Here is a 25318-nt window from a genome sequence, read left to right as displayed (position 1 = left end):
AAGATGCGCCTGGATTTGCTGAAATAACGGAATTTCGCGGAACCATTTTTGCATCGGTAGCTTATAATCACTTTAAAAATATAAATTATGAATACCAACAGACTTTCGGCTAAACTTGAACAGGCATTAAGCGATCAGATGAACACGGAAGATCTCCAATCGAGAACGTATTTTTCGTACGGCATCTGGGCGGCCGATAAAGGATATGCCGGAATCTCCAACTTTTTATTCCGTCACGCACAGGAAGAAAGAGACCATGCCGTGAAATTCATGCAGTATGTGCTGAACAGAGGCGGAAAGCCGAAAATTACCGAGCTACCTGCACCGGGAGCGGAACCGACTAGCCTTACAAACTGCTTCGACCTGGTTTTTCAACATGAGGTAGACAATACGACAGCCATTTATAAGCTGGTGGATATGGCTTTTGAAGAGAAAGACTGGGCTTCATGGAATTTCCTTCAGTGGTTTGTGAAAGAACAGATCGAAGAAGAAACCTTTGCGATGAACCTGATCGATAAACTGAAAATTGCAGGCGGCGACAGAGCGACTGATGAATCGTTATTCACGCTTGATAAAACCCTGGAAACATTACCGGATGACGCGGAACAGGCACAGGATGCCACCGGAGCGAATCCGTAAACATACAAAACACCCACTGAAAGAAAATTTATTAAGATCTGCCGAGTCCCGGCAGATTTTTTTATTATGAAACTCCCGCTAAAATCACTATCTTTGCCCGCTGAAAGTTCAGGGTTTTAATAACATCAAATCCCGGACGGTAAACATTAAATTTGAATCTTACGTTATGAAATGTGGAATCGTAGGCTTACCGAATGTAGGTAAATCAACTCTTTTTAACTGCCTGAGCAACGCCAAAGCCCAGTCGGCCAACTATCCTTTCTGTACCATCGAACCGAATCTCGGAACGGTTTCCGTGCCGGATCAGCGGTTGTTCGAGCTGGAAAAAATAGTAAAGCCTGAGAGAGTATTGCCGGCGGTAGTAGAGATCGTAGACATTGCCGGTCTTGTAAAAGGGGCCAGCAAAGGAGAAGGGTTAGGAAACCAGTTCCTGGCAAACATCCGTGAATGCGAAGCGATTATCCATGTTTTAAGATGTTTCGATAACGGAAATATCGTTCACGTAGAAGGTTCGGTGGATCCGTTGAGAGATAAGGAGATCATTGATATCGAACTTCAGCTAAAAGATTTGGAGACCGTAGGAAAAGCGGTTGAAAAGGCAAAAAAATTCATCAAGTCCGGAAAAAAAGATGACATCCTGGTTTATGAGACCCTTCAGAGTCTTGAAAAATTCCTGGAAGACGGTAAGAACGCAAGAGAATTTGCTACCGACGATACTACAAAATCAATTATCGGCGAAATTCAGCTGTTGACGAACAAGCCGGTGCTTTACGTTTGTAATGTAGACGAAAACTCCATCAAGAACGGAAACGAATGGATCGGCAAGATCGAAGAAATGGCTAAAAATGAAGGGGCAGAAGTTGTTGTATTGGCTGCGCAGATCGAAGCGGACATCAACGAACTGGAAACTTTCGAGGAAAGAGAGATTTTCCTTGATGAACTCGGACTTACTGAACCGGGCGTGAACCGTCTGATTAGAAAAGCATACGATCTGCTGAAGCTTCAGACGTACTTTACCGCAGGAGTAAAAGAGGTAAGAGCCTGGACGATCGGACAGGGATGGACAGCCCCGCAGGCTGCCGGAGTGATCCACACCGACTTTGAAAAAGGGTTCATCCGTGCGGAAGTGATTAAGTATGACGATTACGTTAATTATGGTTCTGAAGTAAAGGTGAAAGAAGCCGGAAAGCTATCCGTAGAAGGAAAAGAATACATCGTGAAGGATGGTGATATCATGCATTTCAGATTCAATGTATAACAGAAAATATTAAAGTTAGTTATAAAGAAAAACGCTTCGGAAAGTAATTTCCGGAGCGTTTTTACTTAAATCAAGTATTGATTTTTACGGTTCGATAACATAGCGGCATTCAAATTCGGCGCATTGTCTGCCATATACTTCGCATTGTCCTGTAAACGGATCAATACACTGCCGTAAGCCTCCTGTGACCAATTTTAGTTGTTTTTTGTTCAGTTTCTTTCCGTTGATTAGATTTTGATTTTTCATATTGATAGATTTTTTGATTAAGGTAAAAATCAGATAACTATTATGGTCTGCATTCCTTTTGTGCACAGACTTTTGAAATGGTAATACAGCCATATTCATTTAAAATCGGACATCCGCCCGGTGTTGAACAGTTGGTCTCAAAACAATTTAGAAGCCCGCCTGTAATAGAACACAATTGTTTTTTGTTTAATTTCTTTCCGTTGACTAGGTTTTGATTTTTCATTGTATAAATTATTTTAGGTAAAATATAAATTATTATGGACGGCATTCTGCCTGCGCACATGCTGGTGAAATTCTGGTACACATTGACATTGTTGGATCGCATGGAGGATCGGTACAGAGTATCGGCTCCATACAGTTTAGTAATCCGCCGGCGATGGAGCGCAATTGTTTTTTGTTCAGTTTCTTTCCGTTAATTAGGTTTTGATTTTTCATAATAATGGATTTTAAATAAATTATGTATAATAATTTTAGTTTATCGGTTCACAAGTTTTGCAGTCATCAGGTCTGCATTCCTTTTGCGCACAGTAAATTGAAACTATTGTGCAGCCGTATTCATTCGCTGGAGGAGGGCATAGTTCATCCAGACAGCCGCCTGCATAACAATCGGCTATCGCTCCTCCGGAAATAGAGCGCAATGCTTTTTTATTCAGTTTTTTTCCGTGAATAAGGTTTAGGTTTTTCATACTTGAATATTGTTTTAATTTGCTTGTCACTAATTTATGAAATATTCGGTTAGTATATCACTTTAGTATGAAAAAAAGAGGAATTTTTTTATTTTGTAGAATTTACGATAAGAATATTTATTTCTTACATTTGAATTTTGCAAATCCTGACTATGGAAAAAACAACTTATACGGCTTACACATCGCTTGACGATTTTTATCGTGAAATGGCCGCTAAACTCGGCACAGATCAGGATGCTGTTTTTCCTAAAGGCCCGCATAAAGATATTGGTCATTTCAATGTCTTTGATATAGCACAGGTTATTGAAAAAGTAAAAGTTGCCTCGGAGATGCCCTACAATCGGCGGAAATACTATAAGATCAGCCTGATCAGAGGAAGGAATCGTGCCGAATATGCCGATAAAGTAATTCAGATTAAAAAGAATGCTTTACTGTTTGCCACTCCGAGAGTTCCCTACCACTGGATGCCGGAAGATCCGGATCAGTCTGGGAGTTTCTGTGTTTTTACCGAAGATTTTTTCATAAAAGATAAATCTTATACGACTCTGGAAGATTTTCCTATTTTTCAGCCGGGGAATGTTCCGCTGTTTGAAATAGAAGACAATCTTGCAGATGAAATTGAACAATTGTATATTAAAATTAAAAAGGAAATAAGCTCAGACTACATTTTTAAATATGACCTGATCCGGAACTATGTGCTGGAACTCATCCATTACGGCCAGAAGCTGCAGCCGGCTTCTAAATTGTCGACCTCTTACGATAGTTCCATGACGGTAGTTTTTCTGTTTTTAGAACTTTTGGAAAGGCAGTTTCCGATTGAGTCTTCCGATCATCGGCTGCGACTGAAAACAGCGAAGGATTATGCTGACCGATTGGCTGTTCATGTAAATTATCTGAACAAAAAATTAAAAGAAAGTACCGGAAAAACAACAACTGAAATTATTGCAGAAAGAATGATACAGGAAGCCAAGATCCTTTTAAAGCAGACCAGATGGAACGTTTCTGAGATTGCCTATGCCCTGGGATTTGAAGAAATTGCGCATTTTTCTAACTTTTTCAAAAAGAAGACTTCTCTGACGCCTTTGGAATTCCGTTCCTGATTTGAATTTTGCAAATTTATATTTGAATAAGATAAACAAGGTAACCTCTAATTATATGAACTTTGTAGCATCAAAAAATAGTTTTAATAATGGAAAGAAGAACAAAAATAGCTTTGGTAACGGGAGGAAGCCGGGGCTTAGGGAAAAATTCGGCTATAAAGATCGCACAGAAAGGACTGGATGTAATTATCACCTACAAAAGCAATAAAGAAGAAGCGGAAAAAGTGGTCGCTGAAATCCGGACATTGGGAAGAAAGACCATTGCTTACCCGTTGGATACCAAAAATGTAAATAGCTTTGATGCTTTTATTAAAACGGTGGGCGATCATCTTGAAGAAAACACCGGAAGCAGAAATATTGATTTTTTGGTAAACAATGCGGGAACCGCTTTGTATTCGCCAATTTCTGAAGTGACGGAAGAACAGCTGGATGATGTGGTGGATATCCATTTCAAAGGTGTATTCTTTTTAACCCAGAAGTTTTTGCCGTTTATGAATGAAGGCGGCGGAATCATCAATATTTCTTCGGGGCTGGCCCGGTTTGCCCTGGCCGGATCATCGGTCTACGGATCGATTAAAGCCGCTGTAGATATGCTCACGAAATACCAGGCCAAAGAACTGGGCGCAAGAAAAATCAAATCCAATGTGGTGGCGCCGGGAGCCATCGAAACGGATTTTGGCGGCGGCAGAACCAGAGACGATGAGCAGGTAAATGCCATGGTAGCCGGAGTAACGGCTTTGGGAAGAGCCGGGCTTCCGGGTGACATCGGAGGTGTGGTAGCATTCCTTTGTACGGAAGATGCGGGCTGGATCAACGGGCAGCGCATTGAAGCGTCCGGCGGAATGTTTTTATAACTTGTGTAAAAACAATTTAAACGGATGAAATAAAGAATCCCGTTGGCTTAAGGTTGAGCCATCGGGATTTTTTTTAATGAAATTTTGATAGTAGTTAATTTGTTTTCAGTGATTTAATAAATTTAAAAACACAGGAAAATAATAAGGAATTTAAATGAATTTTGACTTTAAAGAATATAATATTAAATACCATTGGCAGTTATGCCGACCAAAAAGAACTTCCGGCATCCAGCTTCCTTATTCCAGCGTTTTTATACCTTCGATAAATTTTCAATTGCTTTTTCCAGGGTTTCCTGTTTTTTAGCAAAGCACAGTCGGATCACTTTATCATCGCGCTTGTTCTGGTAAAATGATGAAAACGGTACGCTTGCCACTTTATGCGTAACAGTCAGTTCAGAGGCGAAATCAAAATCATTCTTGTCAGAGATCTTATCATATTGCAGGGCCTGGAAATAGGTTCCTTCGCAATCCAGCAGCGTAAAAGGAGTAGTAGCAAGCCCCTGCCTTAAAAAGTCTCTTTTTTCTTGGAAGAACTGGTTGAGATACAGATAATGCTCCGGGTTTTTCATATATTCTGCCAGAGCGAGCTGCATCGGGGTATTAACTGAAAATACATTAAACTGATGGACCTTACGGAATTCATCCATCAGGTATTTCGGAGCTGCACAATATCCGGTTTTCCATCCGGTGACATGAAAAAGTTTTCCGAAAGAAGCCACCAGAAGGCTCCGGTTTTTAAGCTCAGGATACCGACAAATACTCAGATGCTGTTTCCCATCAAAAACAATATTTTCATACACTTCATCACTCAGGATCAGGATGGACGTATTTTCCACAATTTTGATCAGTTCCTGAATATCATTTTCCCGGAGAATCTTTCCTGCGGGATTGTTCGGGTTGTTGATGATGATCATCTTTGTTTTTTCGGAAACCAGATTTTTCACGGTAGTCCAGTCGATTTCATAATCAGGAGCTTTCATTTCAAACCGCTTGATGATTCCGCCGAAAAGTTCTATCGTAGGTTCATAGCAGTCATAAGCCGGCTCGAAGATAATCACTTCATCATCTTTTTTTACAAAAGCGGCAATGGCTGTAAAAATAGCCTGGGTTCCGCCGGCAGTCACCGTAACTTCAGCATCGGGATGATAAATAGCAGTGTGGCTGTTTTCGATCTTTTTTGCAATTTCTTCCTTTAAAACCATCATTCCGCCCATCGGTGCATACTGGTTGAAACCTTGCTTAATAAAGCGGCTTACATAATCCAGCAATTCAGGATCCGCCGTAAAGTCCGGGAAACCCTGCGACAGATTGATGGCCTCATGTTCAGTGGCAAGTTGGGTCATCGTACTGAAAATGGTAGTTCCTACATTGGAAAGTTTCGATAAAGGAAGTTGTATCATGAAAGGTTATTTTATAATTCCGAATGTAAGGAAAAATAAGCGATCGGAGGTATATTCTGGGAAATAATTACCCTGATCATGGCCGGTTGTTCTGCTGTTTTTTTTAGTCTATTCTAAATCCTGCTTTTTCAACACCGGGAAACTGAGGGATTTCAGCCTGTAAAATCAGTGTACCGAAGTGAAAACAAACCCTGCTTCATTTTAATTCAGAAAATTAAGAACGGTAAAAGAAAGTCTTCCGATTTAAAATGTAAACTGCACTTAAACGTCCTCTGGCCTTAAAAGTTTCAAATTCTCAGTGAAAAGCATAGATTTCTCATTTGCTGTTTTTTTCCTGTTTCGATTAATTTAAATTTGCGATTAAATTATAATTAATGAAAAAAAATTATTTTTTTATTTTTTTACTGTTTACTCTTTTTTTTAACGCACAGAATAAATTGACGGATTCTTTAGCGGCTGTTTTGGGGCAAACTACCAATCCTTCTGAAAGAACGCAGCTTCTGAACCGGATTTCGGACTCTTATAAAACGTCTGACCCTAATGCCATGCAGAAGTTTGCCCATGAGGCTCTGGGCCTTGCAAAAAAGACAAACAACGTAAAGGAAGAGGTTCTGGCCTATCAGAATCTGGGAACTTCCGGCATTATCCTTGGAAATTACCGTAAGGCGCTTCAGTATTTTGATCTGACCGAGAAAAAATTAACCAATCTTAACCGGGCCGACCGGGAAACCAGAGAAATTTTAGCCAAAACATTCGGAAGCAAAGGCATTATCTATTCTGAACAGAATGATTATTCGAAGGCTTTAGGCAATGATTTTAAAGCGATGAACATCTATGAGGATACGAATAATGAGGCACAGCTTTCCAAGATTTACAACAATATCGGTGTTATTTACCAGTCGATCGGCGACAAAGAGAAGGCGCTCCATTATTTTCTTAAATCCTACACCCTGCAAAAGAACATCGGAGCAGCTTCGCTGGGAGCCGTCTGCTCCAATATCGGCCTGATTTATCTTGACAAAAAGCTCCCTGAAAAAGCTAAAGCTTTCTTTGATGAAGGGTTGGATGAATTCAGGAAAAACCCCAGTACCCGCGATCTGGGCGAACTGTATAACAGCTTGTCTCAGTATTATATTTCAAAAAGGCAGCCTGAAAAGGCCAAAGAATATCTGCTGAAAGCGGAAGAGACGTTTAAAAGCATCGATGACAAATTCGGGCTATCCAATACGTACCTGTTCTTAAGTAGGATTTGTTTTAATGAAAACAGGCTGGATAAATCCCTGGAACTGGCCAATAAAAGCCTTGCGATCTCTAAAAAGCTGAATTTACCGGAAACGAATGTGAAAAGCGAGGAGCTTCTATCGATGATCTTCGACAGGAAAGACAACAAGGAACAGGCGCTCATCCATTTAAAGAATTATAATGGCGAGAAAGAAAAGCTTTTAAAAACGGAAAATGCGAAAGAGCGCATCAAAACCGAGCTGAATTTCGAGTTTGAGAGACAGAAGATCGAGCAAAAGGAAAAAACAGACCGCGAAAAAATGAAATGGTATTTCGGGTTCCTCATGCTTCTGATCCTATTAACGGGCATCTTTTTCTTTTTCAGGAATAAGGAAAGGGAAAAAACCATTCTGCTTCAAAAACAACTGGCCGAGTTTCAGCACAAGGCACTCCATCTTCAGATGAATCCGCATTTTGTATTCAACTGCCTTGCCGCAATTTCTTCGTTTATTATGCAGAACGACAAAGAAGAAGCAATAAAATACCTGGCCAAATTTTCCAAACTGATGCGTCTGACGCTTGATTTCTCCAAAGAATCCCTGATTACGATTGATAAAGAAATTGAATCTCTGAAAAATTACCTTGAGCTTGAGCAATTGAGGTTTAACCGGAAATTCGATTTTGAAATTTCCAAAGATCCTTTAATTGAGGACGATACGGCATTGCCGTCTCTGCTGCTTCAACCGTATATTGAAAATGCGGTGATCCACGGGGTAGTTCCGAAAGAAGGCAAGGGTTTTATCGGAATCAGATTTGAACAGACGGAAGAATCGCTGATCTGCGAAATAGAAGATAACGGAATCGGTATCGAAATTTCCAAGAAGCTGAAAGAAAATTCGGTGAACATCCATAAATCGATGGCCATGGATATTTCGCAGAAGAGACTGGAAACTCTGGAAAAGCTCGAAAAAAAGAAAGTGAATCTTACCATTCGGGAATTAAAGGGAGCCGACGGTGCTGTGCAGGGCACCAGAGTGCTCCTGGAACTGCCCCTGGAATACATAAAAAATTAACTATGATTAGTGCTGTAATTATTGATGATGATGCCAATCTCCGCGAAGGCATGAAAGAAATGCTGAAGCTGTATGCTCCTGAAATTACATTTACGGGAGAAGCGGAAAGCGTAAAAACGGGTATCGAAATAGTGGAAGAGCTGAATCCTGAAATTATTTTCCTGGACATTTTAATGAATGACGGGACCGGATTTGATATTCTTGAGCAGTTGAATCAAAAATGGGGGCAGGTTTCCGCGCAGGTAGTTTTCATTACCGCCCATGAAAAGTTTGCCATCAAAGCGTTCAGGTTCAGTGCTCTGGATTACCTGCTGAAACCGGTGGATCCCGATGATCTGAAAAATGTGGTTTTAAAAATCAAGGAGGCCCAAAGCAAGAACAATAATTATAAGCATATTGAACTGCTTCTTGATAATATTACCAAAAAGACCGAAAATTTTAAAAAGATCGCTCTTTCTACGTCGGACGGGATTCATCTGTTTGAAATAAAAGACATTATCCGTTGCGAAAGTGAAGACAATTACACCAAATTCTATCTTAAAAACCATAAACCTGTTATTATTTCAAAGACCCTGAAAGAATATGAAGAGCTTTTGGGAGATCATGGTTTTGAACGTATTCATCAGTCCCATCTTATTAATCTGAATGAACTGAAATCCTACATCAAAAAGGACGGTGGGTTTGTGATTATGTCGGATCAGTCACAGATACCGGTATCGCAGCGGAAAAAAGAAAAGTTACAGGAGCTGATCGGAAGACTTTAAATTCTAAACAAAACCCTGCAAATTCTCATTTATAGTTTTATAGAAGAAATTCTACAAATAAATTTATAAAAAAAACAATCTACTATGAAAGTAAAACGATTCTTTACCGTATTATTTTTACTTATCATTTCATTAGGAATCAAAGCACAAATTGTGAGTATTCCCGATGCAAATTTTAAGGCAAAATTACTTCAGGCCGATACGACCAATCAGATCGCCAAAAATTTATCCGGAAGCTACTTTAAGATCGACGCCAACAGTGACGGGGAAATACAGCTAGCGGAAGCTCAGCAGGTACTTTATCTGAATGTTTCCTTTTCCGGTATTTCCGCGCTGACCGGAATATCGGATTTTACTAACGCCCAGACCCTGAATTGTGACGGCAACCTGCTGGCTTCATTAGAGGTCCAGGGTCTTACAAGTCTTCAGGTTTTGAACTGCTACAGCAACAAGCTTACCTCATTGAACGTGCAGGGGCTTACCAATCTTCAAACCTTAAACTGCTACGCCAATTTACTTCCCTCTTTAAATGTTCAGGGATTAGCAGGTCTTCAGAACCTTAATTGCTCCGGCAATAAACTTCCTTCACTGAATATACAGGGACTCACGAATCTTCAGAACTTAAATTGTTCTTTCAATCTGCTGACTTCCTTAAATGTAGCAGGACTTAACAATCTTACGGTTCTCAACTGCAGCAGCAATAAGTTTGTTACCTTAGACATGCAGGCAATCCCTAATCTTCAAAACCTGGACTGCCATTATAATCCGACGTTAACCTCAATCAATGTACAGGGATTGTCAAACCTCATGACATTGGCATGTTATGGATGCGGTCTTCCGGCAATCAACGTACAGGGATTGCTGAATCTTAAAACCTTTACCTGTTTTGAAAACCAGCTGACTGCATTGAATGTACAGGGACTGCCCAATCTCCAGTATTTAAGCTGCTACAGCAACCAGCTTACCACATTGGATCTGCACGGCTTAACCAATCTTTACTATTTATCCTGCGCCAAGAACCAGCTAGCTTCATTCAACGTACAGGGCTGTACAGGCCTTCAACAAATATACTGTGATAATAATAAATTTACAACCATCAACGTAGAAGACTGTATCAGCCTCCAGACTTTTAGATGTGAGGTGAATCCGTTATTGGTCTCAATATTTATGAAAAACGGAGCTAACGAATTTCTGTCTATGAGCAATAATGGCAATGCCCTTCAATACATCTGCTGTGATGAAGGCCAGATCGCCGCTATCCAGTCCGCAGTCTCCTCCCTGAATTTTACCAACTGTAACGTTAACTCCTATTGCACCTTTAATCCGGGAGGTAATTACAACACCATCACGGGAATCGTCCGTTTTGACGAAAATAATAATGGCTGCGATCCTAATGATGAGCTTTTTGAGCATTTAAAAATTAAGATAAATGACGGCACCAATATAGGATCTACCTTTTCCAACAGCCAAGGGAAGTATTTCTTTTACACCATAGCCGGTAATTTTGCCATCACGACAGAAGCTGAAAATCCTTCTCTTTTCCAGGCTGTTCCGGGTAGTTTCAATACAAATTTTGCAAATTCCAATAATAATATTTTCACTCAGGATATCTGTATAAAAGCAATCGGAAATTCCAATGATCTTGAAGTTGTTATTGCTCCGGTAGGTTCTGCAAGACCCGGGTTTAACGCAAAATATAAACTTATGTGGAGGAATAAAGGGAATACGACACTCTCCGGAAATGTAACACTGAATTTCGATAATTTAAAGATAGCCTTTGTTTCTTCCTCTTTGCCTTATGCCTCCATTGCAGGAAATCAGATCACTTACAGTTTTACGAATCTGAAACCGTATCAGAACAAAGCAACCGAAATTATTTTTTCAGTCAATCCTCCGACACATCCTACCCATCCTGTAAACATAGGTAATCATCTTATTTTTACAGCGGGTATCAATCCTTCCCTGAATGATATTTTACCTTTGGATAATCATTTTGTTTTCAATCAGACCGTAACGGGTTCATATGATCCTAATGATATTGAGTGCATAGAAGGAAATTCAATTCCTGTATCTATGGTTGGACAGTACCTTCACTACATAGTAAATTTTGAAAATACAGGCACCGCTCCTACCGAAAACATCGTCGTGGAAATGAACATTGATCCTGCCGATTTTGATATCAACACCTTACAGCTGCAGCATTCTTCGTACCCTTCCTTTACCAAGATTACTGGAAATAAGGTTGAGTTTATGATGAAACAGGCGAACCTGGGAAGCGGCGGGCATGGTAATATCCTGATGAAAATAAAATCTAAAGGAAATCTCACCATTGGTGATAAAGTCATCAATAAGGCCAATATCTACTTTGATTATAATTTCCCGATCGTCACCAATGATGAAATCACCAATATCGAAAGCCAACTGAAGACCTCCGAAGTGCAGAAAGACCAGTCGGTAAATCTATATCCTAACCCGACCAAAGGCGACGTTAATATTGAGGCGGATTCCCGAATTCAATCGGTGGAGGTATTCGATGCCGCGGGAAGGATTATTCAGAAGCATACCGGAATAAATTCTCAGAATGCCAAAATCAGTATCCACAGCAGCAGTAATGGAATTTATTACTTTAAAGTACTGACGGGTAAAGGAACATTATTGAAAAAAGTATCCAAAAATTAAATTAGTACGGCCGATCCTCATGAATAAAAAGGTTGGGTTTAAAATTACTATGTCAGGATCTGGCATAGTAATTTGTTTTTTACAGGGTATAGTGCCAAAGTTTAGCCGGTTATCCTGATTTTATAACTTGAAACAAACTTCGTTCATTCTTTATTTGAGCTGTAAATTTTTCTGAACCTTTACACTAAAACAATGTGAGATCGAATGTACTGAATTTATATTCAGTCGATTATTTGATTTGAAAATAAAAATACGGAGGATTCAATTAAGATTTTTAAATAATAAACCTTCCAGCAGCAAAATGAATAAATGATTCGGCCTTCTGCAGGATTTTATCTCTTTCTGCCGGGTAACCGGGCTTTTAAAACATAAAAAATCCGCCTCTGTAATGAGACGGATTCCCTGACTGCCTGAAAAGGCGGTTTTCATTGTTTTGAATAGAAAATATTATTTTGAAATCAGAAGTTTCCGGGAAGAAATGTTGCCGTCCGACTGTATTTCCACCACGTATACGCCGGGCAGCAGCTGTTCCGTATTCATCCGTATGGTTTGTCGTCCTGGGCTCAGCCTTTCGGATTTCTCTGCGCTTACTTTCCCTGAAGGACTGATGATGCGTACTCTTACAAAGTCCTGTTTGGCAGGGTTTACAGAAATGTCTACATAATCTTTTGCCGGGTTAGGGTGGAGCTGAGGCATTTTACTGTCTTTACTATTGGTGGTAAGGAGATCGTTGGCATTTTTACTTACAACTGCCGAACTGATGTCGAATCCCCCATCTATAACGGTAACCAGGGTAAGCTTTTCATCGTCCTGCAGTTCTGCATTTACGGGAGCTACGATGGAGAAATCATTTATCGTTACGCCGTATTCCTGGTTCGCATTGAATTCTTTAATATTTCCGGATACCAGTCCCTGAGAGAAAACCCCTCCATGGGTGATTCCGTCTTTTGAAATGTTCAGTTCAGCGGTATATAAGACATCCGGGTAAGTACCGTTCTGCACCTGTTCTTCATGTTGCAGGGCTTCATCATCGGAAATATTCTGATTTTCTTTGATGACAACGATTTTGATGTTGGAAAAATAATCTGCTCCGGCTGTAATACCCAGCCTTCCGTTCATTTTGTTGATGACCAACTGGTTGTTGTCATTGATGTCCACATCGCCTCTGATTTCTCCGGCCGATTTGTCATTATCAGCCAGTTGATCAAAAAGATAAGGATGTAAGAGGAAATTCCCGGTATGGCCTGCACCGCCTCTTCCGTAAGCGTAGTAATTCAGATTGATGCCTCCCACAAGATGTTGGGCCTGCGCATAGGAATTGTAATACTGAGGATTGCTGAACAGAAGATAACAGCCGCTGTAGATCCTGTCATATACGGTTCCGCTTTTGCTGCAGGTTGCCGTTTGGGGACGAGAGCATCCTTTGCTTTCGTTATTGCAGGTTAAGGACCAGCTCCCGATATTTGCAGTTCCCACATATTGGCCGATGCAGTTGTATCCCGTCTGGTATCTGGTATAGCTTAATACGGAAGTCTGTGCAGATGCAACAAATTTCCTGTGGAAAAAGCCGCCGCACCACTTCCTGGTGATGGTGGACGCATGAGCGGAAACTTCTGTGTGAGCCAGCAATCCAATAATGAAGACCAAGACAAATTTCTGAGCCGTTACCAATTTAGATGCTTTCTGAAGTACTATCATTAACTGACGACGGCCTCTGGGATGTAAAAGATTTTTCATAGTTAAAATTTTAATTTAGTTAATATAAAAAATACTGTAATTTTTATAATGTTTCGGTTATTGTCTTTATAAAGATCCACAAAGCACAGGAAGCTGTCACAAAAGAATAAGCGTTACGTTTTTGTGGCTACAGGTAATATAAGCAACCAGTCTTTCACTGTCAACTAAAAGCCATCCGCAGGAATTTTTTGACTGGTATGCTTTCATTCAGATCAGTCCCGGATAATCATTTTCCTGGTATCCGCATTCTTACCATCCACTGAAAGGGTATACACATACGATCCGCCGCGGATTCCGTTCAAAGTAATGCTTCCGTTGCCCTTATCCTTAAGCGGAATATTCTTAATCAGCTGTCCCGAAACATTATAGATCCCAATGGATGCATTATTTGTCTCTTTTGGAAGATAATATTTAATTATGGTTTCGCCTTTTCCCGGATTCGGCGCATTCTGGTATAATTTCGGCTCATTGGAGGCTTCGCCCATATCAACGCTTATTCTGCTTTGTTTGAGCAGTTCTTTTAACTCCTGAACTTCTTTTCTAAGATCATCGATCTGGGTCTGGAATTCTGCCGTCTGATCCCCGGCAGACCTGTACAGATAACTGTTGGCCACCATCACATTTCCATCGGGATCTACAACCAGTGCTCTTCCGTTTCCGTCCGGCAGGTTTTCCATTCTTACCTTTCCGTTTGTATGAAGAAGAGCAGTAGGAGATGTGGTTCCGATACCCACAAGCTGATCCTGGATCAGCATGGTTGGCGTGGAAGAAACCCCGAACATCAGCGAAGAAGGAATTGTATTGGTGAGTTTAGATCCGCCCCCGGTTCCGGATCCGAACACGAAGGACCGGTTTCCTGTGGCGACTAGGTCTACCCCAAAACCACCCGAATATTCAGATGACAGATCAACGCCTACCCCGATGGCAAACTGGTTGGATGCTGTAATCCTGTTCACCCATCCTAGGGCTACGGACTTACTGGCTTGTTTAAATACGCGGTTTCCCTGTCCTGCTACAATATTGGCACCTCCGGCATCGGAAAGGTCGTTCTGCCACCCGCTGACCATGCAACTGTTGGCATTGTTTCCAAGAACATTACTTGAACCGGCAACGATGCTTCCTTTTGTTTTTGCCGTATTGGAATTGTTTACACTTTCTACCAGAAATGATCCTGTTTCGTTCAGAATTGCCTGGCCGGGATTGCTTGTCGATCCGTTTGTTCTCAGGTAAAATGGTACTGGATTCACAGTTCCTGCATAATTTGAAGAGGAAATACCGCTGTTTCCCAAAGTCTGCCATGCCTGCGCATTCGTTTGGGCCGTGGAAAAAATTGTAGCGGCTGCGATAAGAACCTTCAAAGATAATACGTGTGCTTTCATAATAATACGTTTTTTTGTTTGTTTCTCAAAACTATCAAAGCATTCAATATCAGCCTATAGGGAGTGATTAGGTGGTGGCGAAAAATGAGTAAATGTAAATGTTTGTCTAATAAGCGTGAATTATTAAAAAATTTTGTGCAGAAATTCGTTTTTACGACGTATGGAAACATCCAGTACGGAATTATCGGTCATCACTACCTGTCCGCCTTTTCCTTTTATGTATTCTTTTAAATGTTCCAGGTTGATCAGGTGCTTATGGTGGATCCTGAAAAAATTATAGCCGGAAAGGTTTTTTTCAAAATCATGAAGTGTCTTGGAAACCATGACTTTGGTTTTGTCCAGCAGGTAAATGGAAGTGTAGTTGGAGTCCGCTTCACACCGGATGATCTCATCAATATTTACTCTTTTAAAGCCTTGCAGGGTCGGAAGGTTGATCTTGCTCCGGGATTTCGGAAACGGAAAGGTTCTGTTCTTTTTAAAATTTTCCATCGCCTTATTGACGGTAAGTACAAAATTGAGGTTAGTAACAGGTTTTAAAAGGCAGTTTGTAATCCCTTTTTTGATGGCGGATATGGCTGTGTTTTCGGAATCGGTGATAAAAATAAGGGGTGAAGAAGATGTACGTAATTTCGATAAGGTTTCCAAAGCTTGCTCATTGTTGAGCTGAATATCTACAAACAGCAGATCGGGTGAATTTCTGCTCAGATAATCGGAAGCAAAATCAACGTTTTTCGTGTGAAGGTCGATTTCGAATTCCGGAAATTCTTTTTTTAGGAGGAAAGAAATGGATTCGCCATCATCCTTATCATCTATGATGCAGGCATGCAGTGTATTTTTCATGGTTTAGCGTGGTTTTTTAGGTTAGTTTTCAATTCTATCAGATTATATTCATGCTGTTTATTTTAATTGCTAAATGTGATAATTCATAATAATCAGATCATTTTGTTTAAATAATCTTAAAGATAAACAAAATTTGTTTTTCACTTCGTATTGAATAATGTAAATATAAAATTTTGCCTTCAATAATTCAACGATTTCGGATAAATATTCGTAAAAAATGATTCTAAATATTCGGATAATTTTTTGCAAATTCGTACTTTTGTATGTTTGCTGAAATTATATATGTCACAAGAAATAAATCCAATCTACTCCGAAGATAATATTAGGACTCTCGATTGGCAGGAGCATATCCGTTTGCGTCCCGGAATGTATATAGGGAAGTTGGGAGACGGTTCCTCTGCCGACGACGGTATCTATATTTTACTGAAAGAAATTCTGGACAACTCGATCGATGAGTTCAGGATGAAATCCGGTAAAAGAATCGAAATAAAATTAGACGATGGCAAAGTTACAATTCGTGATTTTGGCCGTGGAATTCCGCTTGGGAAAGTAGTGGATGCCGTTTCCAAGATGAATACCGGAGGGAAGTACGACAGTAAGGCCTTTAAAAAATCCGTGGGGCTGAATGGGGTCGGTACCAAAGCGGTAAATGCGCTTTCCGATTATTTCCGTGTACGTTCTTTCCGCGACGGGAGAATGAAAGTAGCTGAGTTTTCAAGAGGTTTAATTAAAGAGAATTTTGAGGAGAAGGATACTTCAGACCGGAACGGGACTGAAATTTCCTTTATTCCGGATGCTGATATTTTCCTTAATTTCAAATTCCGGAAAGAGTATATCGAAAGAATGCTCCGCAATTATGCTTACCTGAACCCGGGATTGAAGATTTTCTTTAACGGGGAAACATTTTATTCTGAAAATGGTCTTAAGGATCTGTTGGATGAAGAGCTGGAAAATGAAACGCTGTATCCGATCATCCATCTTAGAGATAATGATATTGAGGTAGCGATTACCCATACCGACAAATCGCAGACAGAAACATATTTTTCATTTGTCAACGGGCAGAATACCACGCAGGGGGGAACCCACCTTAATGCATTCCGTGAAGCATATGTAAAAACCATCCGTGAGTTTTTCAATAAAAATTTCGACGCATCGGATGTAAGGAAATCAATCGTTGCTGCCGTTTCGATCAATGTGGAAGAGCCCGTATTCGAATCCCAGACCAAGACAAAGCTGGGGTCCAACGACATCGGCCCGAACGGCCCGACGGTGCGTACCTTCATCATCGACTTCCTGAAAAGCAAACTGGACAATTTCCTGCACAGAAACCCCGAATTAGCTGAAGCGATTCAGCGTAAAATATTAATCTCAGAACGAGAAAGAAAAGAACTTTCCGGAATCCAGAAACTGGCCAGGGAAAGAGCGAAGAAAGTATCGCTGCATAATAAGAAACTCCGCGATTGCCGGCAGCACTATAACGATCAGAAAAACGAAAGGAAAGGAGAAACCCAGATTTTCATTACCGAGGGAGATTCTGCATCGGGATCGATCACAAAATCCCGTGACGTTGAAACCCAGGCGGTATTTTCCCTGAAAGGAAAACCTTTGAACTGCTATGGTCTTACGAAGAAAGTAGTCTACGAAAATGAAGAGTTCAATCTCCTTCAGGCGGCCCTGAATATCGAGGAAAGCCTTGAAGATCTTCGGTACAACCAAGTGATTATAGCTACTGATGCCGATGTCGACGGGATGCATATCCGGCTTCTGATGATTACATTTTTTCTGCAGTTCTTTCCTGATCTGATAAAAAATGGGCACCTTTACATCCTTCAGACTCCTTTGTTCAGAGTAAGGAATAAAAAGGAAACGAGGTACTGCTATTCCGAGCAGGAGCGTATTAAAGCACTGAACGAACTGGGCAAAAATCCTGAGATCACCCGATTCAAAGGATTAGGGGAGATTTCTCCGGATGAATTCAAGCATTTCATCGGAAAAGATATTCGCCTGGAGCCCGTTGTCGCAGGAAAGGATCAGACCATCAATCAGCTTCTCGAATTTTACATGGGTAAAAATACCCCAGACCGTCAGACTTTTATCCTGGAAAACCTTGTTGTAGAGGATCCTGATATCGATAAAAAAGAAATCCTGGCCGAAGCCGTTGATGAAAATTAGTATTTTAAAAGCCACAAACCACAAAGCATATCAATAATGAGACTGAGTAACCGTAACAAAACTTCGGTGTACAGCTTCATCAACAGCCTTCTGATTATGTTGTTACTTGGAGGCATTGGAGCTTATTTTTTAGAAGAATATAAATTCAATATTTTGGGATGGGAAAGTCTTTTACTGATCATCATGCCACTGTTTATTATCCTGCTGTTTTATATCAGCGGAAGGCAGATCTTTGAATACGACAGTGATGGAGAAGCCCTTCATTTCAGGAACAGGAATATCATCCCTTTTCTGCAGAGACCGTTAAGTGATGAATTTCCGAAATACAAGCTGCTGAAATTTGAGGTCATTGATCTTTTGATTATCAAGAGGCTATACATTACAATTTCCAGCAAAAACAGCGGTTCTACCATCCTGAAATATGAAATTTCATATCTCACGAAGAAAGAGGTGAACGATTTAAAATTCTCCCTGCATAAAGTGGTGAAAACCAATAATGAGAAAAAGAGTTAATACATTTAAACGATGACAGAAGAACATTCGCATGATGGCGAAAGCTTAAAAAAAGTTTCCGGTCTTTACAGGGACTGGTTTCTGGATTATGCTTCCTACGTAATTTTAGACAGGGCCATTCCGTCCGTGTATGACGGATTCAAGCCTGTTCAGCGGAGAATCATGCATTCCATGCGGGAGCTGGAAGACGGACGTTACAATAAAGTAGCCAATATCGTTGGGAATACCATGAAGTATCACCCTCATGGTGACGCTTCCATTACCGATGCAATGGTAGGAATCGGGCAGAAAGAATTGTTGATCGACACGCAGGGAAACTGGGGGAATATTTACACCGGAGACTCTGCTGCTGCGGCCAGGTATATCGAAGCCCGGCTGACACCGTTTGCCCTGGAAGTGGTCTTTAATCCAAAAACAACGGAATGGGCCAAATCCTACGACGGCAGAAACAACGAACCGATTGACCTTCCCGTAAAATTCCCGCTGCTTTTGGCACAGGGCGTTGAAGGAATCGGGGTCGGACTTTCCACAAAAATTCTTCCGCATAATTTCAATGAACTGATCAGTGCTTCCGTAGCTTACCTCAAAGGTAAAAAATTTGAGATATTCCCGGACTTTTTAACGGCAGGCTATCTTGATGTTTCCGAATATAACGACGGGCACAGGGGCGGAAAAGTAAGGGCAAGAGCAAAAATATCTCCGCTGGATAAACATACGCTGATCATTACCGAGCTTCCTTACTCCAAAACCACCAGTGACCTGATCGATTCGATTTTAAAGGCCAATGAAAAAGGCAAGATCAAGATCAAGAAAATTGAAGACAATACCTCCGATAAAGTAGAGATCCTGATCCATCTTCACAACGATGTGTCACCGGATAAGACGATTGATGCTCTTTATGCCTTTACCGACTGCCAGGTGACGATTTCCCCGAATGCCTGTGTGATTGTAGGTGATAAGCCGATGTTCATGAACGTTTCCGAAATTCTGAAAATGAATACGGACCATACGGTTTCCCTTCTTAAAAAAGAGCTGGAGATCGAGCTTCACGAACTTCAGGAAAGCTGGCACTTTTCTTCTTTGGAAAGGATTTTTATCGAAAACAGGATCTATCACGATATTGAAGAGGTTAAAACCTGGGAAGAGGTTCTTAAAACCATAGACAAAGGTCTGAAACCGCATACCGGACATCTTTTAAGAGCCGTAACGGAAGAAGATATCTTAAGGCTTACGGAAATCAGGATCAAAAGGATTTCAAGATTCGACCTTAATAAATTTAAAGAAAATATTGCGGCGCTTGAAGGAAAGATCGAGCAGGTAAAACACCATCTGGCCAACCTCATTCAGTATGCGATCGATTATTATTTAAACATCCAGAAGAAATACGGCAAAGACAGGCAGCGTAAGACCGAGCTCAGGATATTCGATACCATTGATGCTACGAAAGTAGCCGTAGCCAACGAAAAATTCTATGCCAATTTCGAGGAAGGCTTTATCGGAACTTCCCTGAAAAAAGACCAGTATCTCTTTGACTGTTCGGATATCGACGATATCATTACATTCCGCAAAGACGGACGGATGAAGGTGGTTAAAGTGGAAGCCAAAACCTTTATCGGAAAAGATATTGTACATGTCGCTATCTGGAAAAAGAACGATAAACGTACGGTTTACAATATGATTTACCGGGAAGGAAGGGAAGGACCTTATTACATGAAGCGTTTTTCCGTAACAGGTGTAACCCGGAATACGGATTATCCCCTGGCTTCCGATAAACGAGGTTCGGAAATGCTTTATTTTTCGGCAAATCCGAATGGGGAAGCGGAAACCGTTACCGTTTTATTAAAACCCAATCCAAGGATCAGAAAAAATAAAATGGATCTGGATTTCTCCGAACTTGCGATCAAAGGACGTGATTCCAAAGGAAACCTGGTAACCAAATATTCGGTAAAGAAGGTTGATCTTAAAGAAGAAGGCGTTTCAACGCTGGCACCGCGGAAGATATGGTTCGACGATACCGTACGCAGGCTGAATGCGGACGGAAGAGGAACCCTGTTGGGAAATTTTAAAGGAGATAATAAAATACTCACGATCAATACCAATGGTGAGGCAAAATTGGTTTCATTCGATCTAGGCAACCGTTTTGACGACCAGTATCTGGTGCTTGAAAAATGGCGGCCGAATCAGCCGGTGACCTGCATTTATTACGATGGCGAAAAGGATATCTATTTTATCAAAAGGTTCCTCTTCGAAAATACACCGAATGTGCAGACCTTCATGCCGTCGGAACACCCTAAATCTTTTATTGAAAACATCATTGTAGCAAATGGTGCCACGGCTGAAATTGTTTTTGCCAAAGATAAAGGGAAAGAGCGTGAGCCTGAAACGGTGGCTATCGACGAGTTTATAGCTGTTAAAGGAATTAAGGCGATCGGTAATCAGTTTACCAAATTTAAAGTAAAAGCCATTAATATTACCATTCCGGAACCGTCAGAAGAAGAGCCTGAAACTTATGAGGAACCGGAACCTGCGGGCGGATCCGATGAGGATGGAACCATTGGCGACCTGTTCCAGGGTGAAGATCGGCCATAAGTAATTTCCGCCAATATACATCATCTGTTTTTAAACAGCTATAAAGTTAATTGATAAAAGAAAGATCGGTTTGAGCAATCGGTCTTTCTTTCTATTTATTTGAATGCATGCCGGATTTAAAGATTTTGGCACTTAGGACATATTCCACTGATCACAAGGTTGTAGCTGCTGACCGTGAAATCTTCAGGAAGACTGATTGCCGGTGCAATATTTTCGATGCATATCATGGTTCTGCATTTTTCGCAGTTAAAATGGATATGGTCATGCGTATGATGGTCTGTTTGACATATGTGATCGCACTTGGCAAAATTTACAACCCCGTCCACATTCGTTATCTTATGAATATTTCCTTCTTTTTCAAGGCGTTCAAGAACCCTGTAAATGGTGACACGATTACACATATCCCCAATCCTTTTCTGAATGTCTGCGTGCGATAAAGCAACCTCTGAATTGTTGATAATATTCAGGATTTCAGTTTTTGCATGGGTATTTCTGATCTGTTTCATAGGTAACTGCAGGATTGATTAGCATTATACTGATACAAATTTACGTATAATTTAATGTTTTTACATAGATGAACATCTTTTGATGAACTGCAGTATGCCGTTGCAAAAGTCATTTGGAAACAATTTTAAAATATAAGGTCAATCGAATAATAGAACAAAATATTAAATTTTTAGCCTTTTAACGAAACTTTGTTGCATTAATAATTATTTTAGTTAGATTTGTAGCCTTAAAATTTTTTATATGAAATCAGCTTTAGTTCCATGTATTTTACTGGCATCTTTTTTTAATTCCCAATCCACACAAAGCCCCTGTACTTCAAATTTAGGCGGTGACGTAGATCCTACCTTTATTGAAATAAGGATTAATTCTACCCCTTTCAATCATCAGACCTTTTCTTCACAAAATGTTTTTTACCATGAATATCCTGCTTCCGGAAATACAACCGCGACGCTGGCAGCAGGGCAAACCTACCAGATATATACTTCCACATCATCTGAAGCCGTAATCGGTATGTGGCTCGATATCAATCAAAATAATGTCTTCGAACCACAGGAATACAAACAGCTTGTAAATTCAATGAGCACTCAGAACACAACCTCTTTTACCGTACCGGCTTCTGCTGCCACCGGAAATACGAGGATGAGAATACGTTCCAGGGCTTACGGAAGCACGATCGGGTCCGGGAATGCATGTACATCATTCGGATCCGGGGAAACAAGGGATTACATTGTCAACGTTACCGGTACTCAGCTCGGGACAAAGGAGATCAATCCGGTCAGCAACCTAGCTGTTTATCCTAATCCGACAGCAGACTTTTTGCATATTCATGGCAAAGAGCTTATATTATCTCTGGGAGTTTATAACGCGGAAGGCAGAAAAATTAAGAGCCAGGTCATTAATAATTCCAGAGCAGTTATTGATCTTTCCGATTATGTGCCGGGAGAATACCTGGTGAAGGTTTTAACCCGTACAGATAACAGGATATTTAAAGTTCTTAAAAAATAGGAATCTGCCCGCTTTTAACGTCCGAAATTTTGTATTTTTAACCTTTTTTAAAAAAGCCGGAAGATTAGCGCAGCAAAGGTTTTAAAAATTAGCATAAAACTTGCGTAGGAAATACAGAAATTAAATGTTGAAAAAATGAATATCCTTATTTTAATTATCTCCATTACAGCCATTATCAGTTTTGTTGCACCAAACGGCAGCAGCAATTTTGAAAAATACAAATTCAGCGTGGGTGCCATTCTGAACCGGAAAGAATATGTGAGATTGATTTCTTCGGGCTTCCTTCATGCCGATATTATGCATCTTGTTTTCAATATGCTTACCTTATATTTCTTTGGGCCTGTTGTGATTCAGGGATTTGGCAATTTAGGATTTCTTATTATTTACTTCGGTTCTATTCTCTTGGGAAATATGTTTTCGCTTTTTGTTTATCAAAGAGAACCGTGGTATTCGGCAATAGGGGCAAGCGGTGGTGTGTCGGGGATTTTATTTGCATCAATTGCTTTGATCCCTCATCTTGAAATCTATATGTTCTTTATTCCGATAGGGATCCCGGGATATATTTTCGGCCTCGTTTATTTCAGTTATTCTGTTTACATGATGCTGAATCCTAATCAGCATGATAACATCGGGCATGCTGCCCATTTGGGAGGTGCCTTTTTTGGATTGCTGTATGCGGTTGCCAATCAGCCGCAATCAGCGATGTCCAATGCTCTGTATATTGGAATAATGGCATTACCGCTGATTTATTTGGCCTATGAAATTTTTGTTAGGAAAAGAATAGGATAAATGAAAATGAATCAGTCTCACAACTCAATGATGTGGGTTGAGAATTGAATGTACAAAAATCATTCTCAGATAGGAAGTCGAGAAAAATCATAAAAAGAGTCCGTTTTCACTAGTTGTGAGACGGACTCTTTTTTATAGAGATTCTATTACAATCTGGTTAGCTAAATATATTGGAAGTTTTTATTGACTTTATTAATTTAGTATTGTTGAGTCTCTTTTCCATTGGTTACTTGTGATTCTCCTAATTTTCTTACTTTCTCCCAAAAACAAACCGGTCATTCTCCGAAAGATCTTTAATCAGTTCGGCCTCGGAAAAATGCGGGAGGTAAAGTTCCAGCGTTTCGGGACCGAGTTTCTGATTGATTTCCAGAAACAACAATCCGTTGTCCTGCAGATATTTTTTAGCATCTTCTGCAATCTTCCGGTAAAAAATCAGGGCATCGGAAGTAGGAGAGAAGAGGGCCATCATCGGTTCAAATCCTTTTACTGAATTTTCGATTTCATGCTCTTCATCAATGCCGATATAAGGCGGATTGGAAATGATGACGTCAAATACTTCCTCCGGTTGGAAATTCAGGTAATCTGCGTGGATGAAATTGACATCCAGCCGATGGAATTCAGCATTCCTTTTTGCGGTTTCCAGTGCTTTCTCAGAAAAATCGATGGACGATACACGTGCCTGCGGAAAATGCTTTTTCAGTACCAATGGGATAATCCCACTGCCGGTCCCGATATCGAGGATTTTTAAATCTTCCCTGCCGTACAGTTCATAATGCCGGATTTTTTTTATGGCAAATTCCAGCAGCTCCTCCGTTTCCGGACGTGGAATCAGTACATGCTCGTTAACGAAAAACGTCATTCCGTAAAATTCGGTTTCGCCTAGGATTTGTTGGTAGGGCCGTCCGGTTTTTAAGGCGGAAACAGCGGCTACAAGCTTCTGCTCATCATCCAGCAGCAATTCCTGTCCGGAAAACCTGCGCTGATAAAAAGGACTCAACCCAACGATTTTCTCTACAAAAATACTGCTTAAAAAACCGTTTTCAGAATCGGTATACAGTAGGGAAAGCTCTTTTTTGAAATGGGTTTTAAATTCTGAAATCGTCATTTATCTTGTAAAAACCAGTTTTGTATCTGTTGACTTCGCTTCATCGATCAGGTAGCCTTCGTAATTGAATGCCTTTACATCATCCAATGTCTGCGCATTCGTCCGTGCACAGAACCTTGCGACCAGTCCTCTTGCATGTTTTGTATATACCACGATGGTTTTCAGCTTGCCGTCCTTTAATTCATAAAAATCAAAATCAATTACCGGATGATCAAGCTTTTTACGGTCAACCGCTTTGAAATACTCGTTGCTGGCGAGGTTCAGCAGGATTTCATTCTTTTTCATCTCGGAATTCAGCTGAGCAGTGATTTTATCTCTCCAGAATTCATACAGGTTTTTGTAGTCGTCAAATTCGAATGGCCTGCCCATTTCCAGACGGTAGAGCATGACTTTATCCGAAGGTTTCAGAAGCCCGTACAGCCCGGAAAGGATCCTCTGGTTTTTCTGCAGGTAATCTACCGCATCTTTGTCCAGCGTTTTGGCATCCAGCCCGCGGTACACTTCACCGGTAAAGGCAAAAAGGGTGGAAGCAGATTCTTTTGCGCTTGGTTTTGATTTCCACTTTTGGTTCCTTTCCCAGTTTTCATCTGCCAGTTTAGCCGAAATTTCCATCAGCTCGGAAAGGTATTTGGGCGATTTTGTTTTTAAAAAAGAATGGATAAATGCAGCCTGTTCGATGAACCTGGGTGTAGTGGCTTTCAACAGGTCTGTCGAATTTTCCACGTTCATGAGCTTGGCAGGAGAAGTAACTATTTTCATAAG

Annotated in this window: 20 protein-coding genes; 12 read left to right on the top strand and 8 right to left on the bottom strand. The window is 40.6% G+C overall.

The window, feature by feature from the left end:
• Positions 1-87: 87 nt before the first annotated feature.
• Together ACED20_RS15285 and ychF are read left to right on the top strand one after the other, a co-directional pair.
• Positions 88-639, top strand: a complete 552-nt coding sequence (locus ACED20_RS15285) for a ferritin (RefSeq protein WP_294198431.1) — start codon at positions 88-90, stop codon at positions 637-639.
• A gap of 166 nt (positions 640-805) precedes the next feature.
• Positions 806-1897 (top strand): redox-regulated ATPase YchF, encoded by a 1092-nt coding sequence (gene ychF, locus ACED20_RS15280; protein ID WP_294241404.1) that lies wholly within the window; start codon positions 806-808, stop codon positions 1895-1897.
• 286 nt (positions 1898-2183) lie between these two features.
• Here the strand turns inward: ychF and ACED20_RS15275 are convergent, their stop codons facing one another.
• Positions 2184-2366 (bottom strand): hypothetical protein, encoded by a 183-nt coding sequence (locus ACED20_RS15275; protein ID WP_378105544.1) that lies wholly within the window; start codon positions 2364-2366, stop codon positions 2184-2186.
• Between the two features lie 615 nt (positions 2367-2981).
• On the opposite strand from ACED20_RS15275, the gene ACED20_RS15270 reads away from it, so the two are divergent.
• Both ACED20_RS15270 and ACED20_RS15265 read left to right on the top strand, forming a co-directional pair.
• Positions 2982-3929: a helix-turn-helix transcriptional regulator gene (locus tag ACED20_RS15270; protein ID WP_345765829.1), complete on the top strand. Its 948-nt coding sequence runs from the start codon at positions 2982-2984 to the stop codon at positions 3927-3929.
• Positions 3930-4018: 89 nt separating this feature from the next.
• Entirely contained in the window at positions 4019-4783 is a 765-nt protein-coding gene (locus ACED20_RS15265) for an SDR family NAD(P)-dependent oxidoreductase (protein ID WP_378105541.1), read from the top strand.
• A 251-nt stretch (positions 4784-5034) separates the two neighbouring features.
• On the opposite strand, the gene ACED20_RS15260 is transcribed toward ACED20_RS15265, so the two are convergent.
• Entirely contained in the window at positions 5035-6183 is a 1149-nt protein-coding gene (locus ACED20_RS15260) for a methionine aminotransferase (protein WP_378105538.1), read from the bottom strand.
• Between the two features lie 374 nt (positions 6184-6557).
• On the opposite strand from ACED20_RS15260, the gene ACED20_RS15255 reads away from it, so the two are divergent.
• The 3 genes from ACED20_RS15255 (at position 6558) to ACED20_RS15245 (ending at position 11920) form a co-directional block, all read left to right on the top strand.
• Positions 6558-8477 (top strand): histidine kinase, encoded by a 1920-nt coding sequence (locus tag ACED20_RS15255; protein ID WP_294241397.1) that lies wholly within the window; start codon positions 6558-6560, stop codon positions 8475-8477.
• Positions 8478-8479: 2 nt separating this feature from the next.
• A complete protein-coding gene (locus tag ACED20_RS15250; protein WP_294241394.1) occupies positions 8480-9241 on the top strand; it encodes a LytTR family DNA-binding domain-containing protein in 762 nt (253 codons plus the stop codon).
• 84 nt (positions 9242-9325) lie between these two features.
• Positions 9326-11920 (top strand): T9SS type A sorting domain-containing protein, encoded by a 2595-nt coding sequence (locus ACED20_RS15245; protein ID WP_378105533.1) that lies wholly within the window; start codon positions 9326-9328, stop codon positions 11918-11920.
• A gap of 447 nt (positions 11921-12367) precedes the next feature.
• Here ACED20_RS15245 and ACED20_RS15240 read toward each other — a convergent pair whose 3' ends face one another.
• The 3 genes from ACED20_RS15240 to ACED20_RS15230 all read right to left on the bottom strand — a co-directional run bounded on the left by ACED20_RS15240 (position 12368) and on the right by ACED20_RS15230 (position 15876).
• Positions 12368-13657 carry a T9SS type A sorting domain-containing protein gene (locus tag ACED20_RS15240; protein WP_378105530.1) on the bottom strand — a complete coding sequence of 430 codons (1290 nt, stop codon included), beginning with the start codon at positions 13655-13657 and terminating at the stop codon, positions 12368-12370.
• 212 nt (positions 13658-13869) lie between these two features.
• Positions 13870-15036 (bottom strand): T9SS type A sorting domain-containing protein, encoded by a 1167-nt coding sequence (locus ACED20_RS15235; RefSeq protein ID WP_378105527.1) that lies wholly within the window; start codon positions 15034-15036, stop codon positions 13870-13872.
• A gap of 123 nt (positions 15037-15159) precedes the next feature.
• A complete protein-coding gene (locus tag ACED20_RS15230) occupies positions 15160-15876 on the bottom strand; it encodes a LytTR family DNA-binding domain-containing protein (protein WP_294202299.1) in 717 nt (238 codons plus the stop codon).
• Between the two features lie 282 nt (positions 15877-16158).
• On the opposite strand from ACED20_RS15230, the gene ACED20_RS15225 reads away from it, so the two are divergent.
• Genes ACED20_RS15225 through ACED20_RS15215 form a run of 3 tightly spaced genes read left to right on the top strand, consistent with a single transcriptional unit; the run spans position 16159 to position 21150 of the window.
• Positions 16159-18048, top strand: a complete 1890-nt coding sequence (locus ACED20_RS15225) for a DNA topoisomerase IV subunit B (RefSeq protein ID WP_294224297.1) — start codon at positions 16159-16161, stop codon at positions 18046-18048.
• Between the two features lie 36 nt (positions 18049-18084).
• Complete coding sequence (locus ACED20_RS15220) at positions 18085-18561, top strand: hypothetical protein (RefSeq protein ID WP_294201167.1); 477 nt, start codon at positions 18085-18087, stop codon at positions 18559-18561.
• Positions 18562-18573: 12 nt separating this feature from the next.
• Positions 18574-21150: a DNA gyrase/topoisomerase IV subunit A gene (locus ACED20_RS15215; protein ID WP_294323953.1), complete on the top strand. Its 2577-nt coding sequence runs from the start codon at positions 18574-18576 to the stop codon at positions 21148-21150.
• Positions 21151-21266: 116 nt separating this feature from the next.
• Here ACED20_RS15215 and ACED20_RS15210 read toward each other — a convergent pair whose 3' ends face one another.
• Positions 21267-21656 carry a Fur family transcriptional regulator gene (locus ACED20_RS15210; RefSeq protein ID WP_294331907.1) on the bottom strand — a complete coding sequence of 130 codons (390 nt, stop codon included), beginning with the start codon at positions 21654-21656 and terminating at the stop codon, positions 21267-21269.
• Between the two features lie 241 nt (positions 21657-21897).
• Here ACED20_RS15210 and ACED20_RS15205 point away from each other — a divergent pair, with 241 nt between their 5' ends.
• Both ACED20_RS15205 and ACED20_RS15200 read left to right on the top strand, forming a co-directional pair.
• Positions 21898-22662 carry a GEVED domain-containing protein gene (locus tag ACED20_RS15205; protein ID WP_378105520.1) on the top strand — a complete coding sequence of 255 codons (765 nt, stop codon included), beginning with the start codon at positions 21898-21900 and terminating at the stop codon, positions 22660-22662.
• Positions 22663-22797: 135 nt separating this feature from the next.
• Positions 22798-23451, top strand: coding sequence for a rhomboid family intramembrane serine protease (locus tag ACED20_RS15200; protein ID WP_294263660.1), 654 nt, complete (start codon positions 22798-22800; stop codon positions 23449-23451).
• 250 nt (positions 23452-23701) lie between these two features.
• Here the strand turns inward: ACED20_RS15200 and prmC are convergent, their stop codons facing one another.
• Together prmC and yaaA are read right to left on the bottom strand one after the other, a co-directional pair.
• Complete coding sequence (prmC, locus tag ACED20_RS15195) at positions 23702-24556, bottom strand: peptide chain release factor N(5)-glutamine methyltransferase (protein ID WP_378105515.1); 855 nt, start codon at positions 24554-24556, stop codon at positions 23702-23704.
• Entirely contained in the window at positions 24557-25315 is a 759-nt protein-coding gene (yaaA, locus tag ACED20_RS15190) for a peroxide stress protein YaaA (protein ID WP_378105512.1), read from the bottom strand.
• Positions 25316-25318 lie beyond the last annotated feature (3 nt).

Origin of the sequence: Chryseobacterium sp. sg2396, assembly GCF_042610505.1 — a bacterium.
GTDB lineage: Bacteria > Bacteroidota > Bacteroidia > Flavobacteriales > Weeksellaceae > Chryseobacterium.
Note: the sequence above shows the minus strand (reverse complement) of the source record. Positions and strands in the feature narration are given on the sequence as shown.

What these genes read in the sequence shown, in the direction of transcription:
- ACED20_RS15270 (WP_345765829.1), top strand. Translation starts at nt 2,982, where the DNA reads ATGGAAAAAACAACTTATACGGCTTACACATCGCTTGACGATTTTTAT.
- ACED20_RS15275 (WP_378105544.1), bottom strand. Translation starts at nt 2,366, where the DNA reads ATGAAAAATCAAAACCTAGTCAACGGAAAGAAATTAAACAAAAAACAA.
- ACED20_RS15205 (WP_378105520.1), top strand. Translation starts at nt 21,898, where the DNA reads ATGAAATCAGCTTTAGTTCCATGTATTTTACTGGCATCTTTTTTTAAT.
- ACED20_RS15260 (WP_378105538.1), bottom strand. Translation starts at nt 6,183, where the DNA reads ATGATACAACTTCCTTTATCGAAACTTTCCAATGTAGGAACTACCATT.
- ACED20_RS15240 (WP_378105530.1), bottom strand. Translation starts at nt 13,657, where the DNA reads ATGAAAAATCTTTTACATCCCAGAGGCCGTCGTCAGTTAATGATAGTA.
- ACED20_RS15215 (WP_294323953.1), top strand. Translation starts at nt 18,574, where the DNA reads ATGACAGAAGAACATTCGCATGATGGCGAAAGCTTAAAAAAAGTTTCC.
- ACED20_RS15265 (WP_378105541.1), top strand. Translation starts at nt 4,019, where the DNA reads ATGGAAAGAAGAACAAAAATAGCTTTGGTAACGGGAGGAAGCCGGGGC.
- ACED20_RS15250 (WP_294241394.1), top strand. Translation starts at nt 8,480, where the DNA reads ATGATTAGTGCTGTAATTATTGATGATGATGCCAATCTCCGCGAAGGC.
- ACED20_RS15285 (WP_294198431.1), top strand. Translation starts at nt 88, where the DNA reads ATGAATACCAACAGACTTTCGGCTAAACTTGAACAGGCATTAAGCGAT.
- ACED20_RS15220 (WP_294201167.1), top strand. Translation starts at nt 18,085, where the DNA reads ATGAGACTGAGTAACCGTAACAAAACTTCGGTGTACAGCTTCATCAAC.
- ACED20_RS15200 (WP_294263660.1), top strand. Translation starts at nt 22,798, where the DNA reads ATGAATATCCTTATTTTAATTATCTCCATTACAGCCATTATCAGTTTT.
- ACED20_RS15230 (WP_294202299.1), bottom strand. Translation starts at nt 15,876, where the DNA reads ATGAAAAATACACTGCATGCCTGCATCATAGATGATAAGGATGATGGC.
- prmC (WP_378105515.1), bottom strand. Translation starts at nt 24,556, where the DNA reads ATGACGATTTCAGAATTTAAAACCCATTTCAAAAAAGAGCTTTCCCTA.
- ACED20_RS15225 (WP_294224297.1), top strand. Translation starts at nt 16,159, where the DNA reads ATGTCACAAGAAATAAATCCAATCTACTCCGAAGATAATATTAGGACT.
- ACED20_RS15245 (WP_378105533.1), top strand. Translation starts at nt 9,326, where the DNA reads ATGAAAGTAAAACGATTCTTTACCGTATTATTTTTACTTATCATTTCA.
- ACED20_RS15235 (WP_378105527.1), bottom strand. Translation starts at nt 15,036, where the DNA reads ATGAAAGCACACGTATTATCTTTGAAGGTTCTTATCGCAGCCGCTACA.
- ychF (WP_294241404.1), top strand. Translation starts at nt 806, where the DNA reads ATGAAATGTGGAATCGTAGGCTTACCGAATGTAGGTAAATCAACTCTT.
- ACED20_RS15210 (WP_294331907.1), bottom strand. Translation starts at nt 21,656, where the DNA reads ATGAAACAGATCAGAAATACCCATGCAAAAACTGAAATCCTGAATATT.
- ACED20_RS15255 (WP_294241397.1), top strand. Translation starts at nt 6,558, where the DNA reads ATGAAAAAAAATTATTTTTTTATTTTTTTACTGTTTACTCTTTTTTTT.
- yaaA (WP_378105512.1), bottom strand. Translation starts at nt 25,315, where the DNA reads ATGAAAATAGTTACTTCTCCTGCCAAGCTCATGAACGTGGAAAATTCG.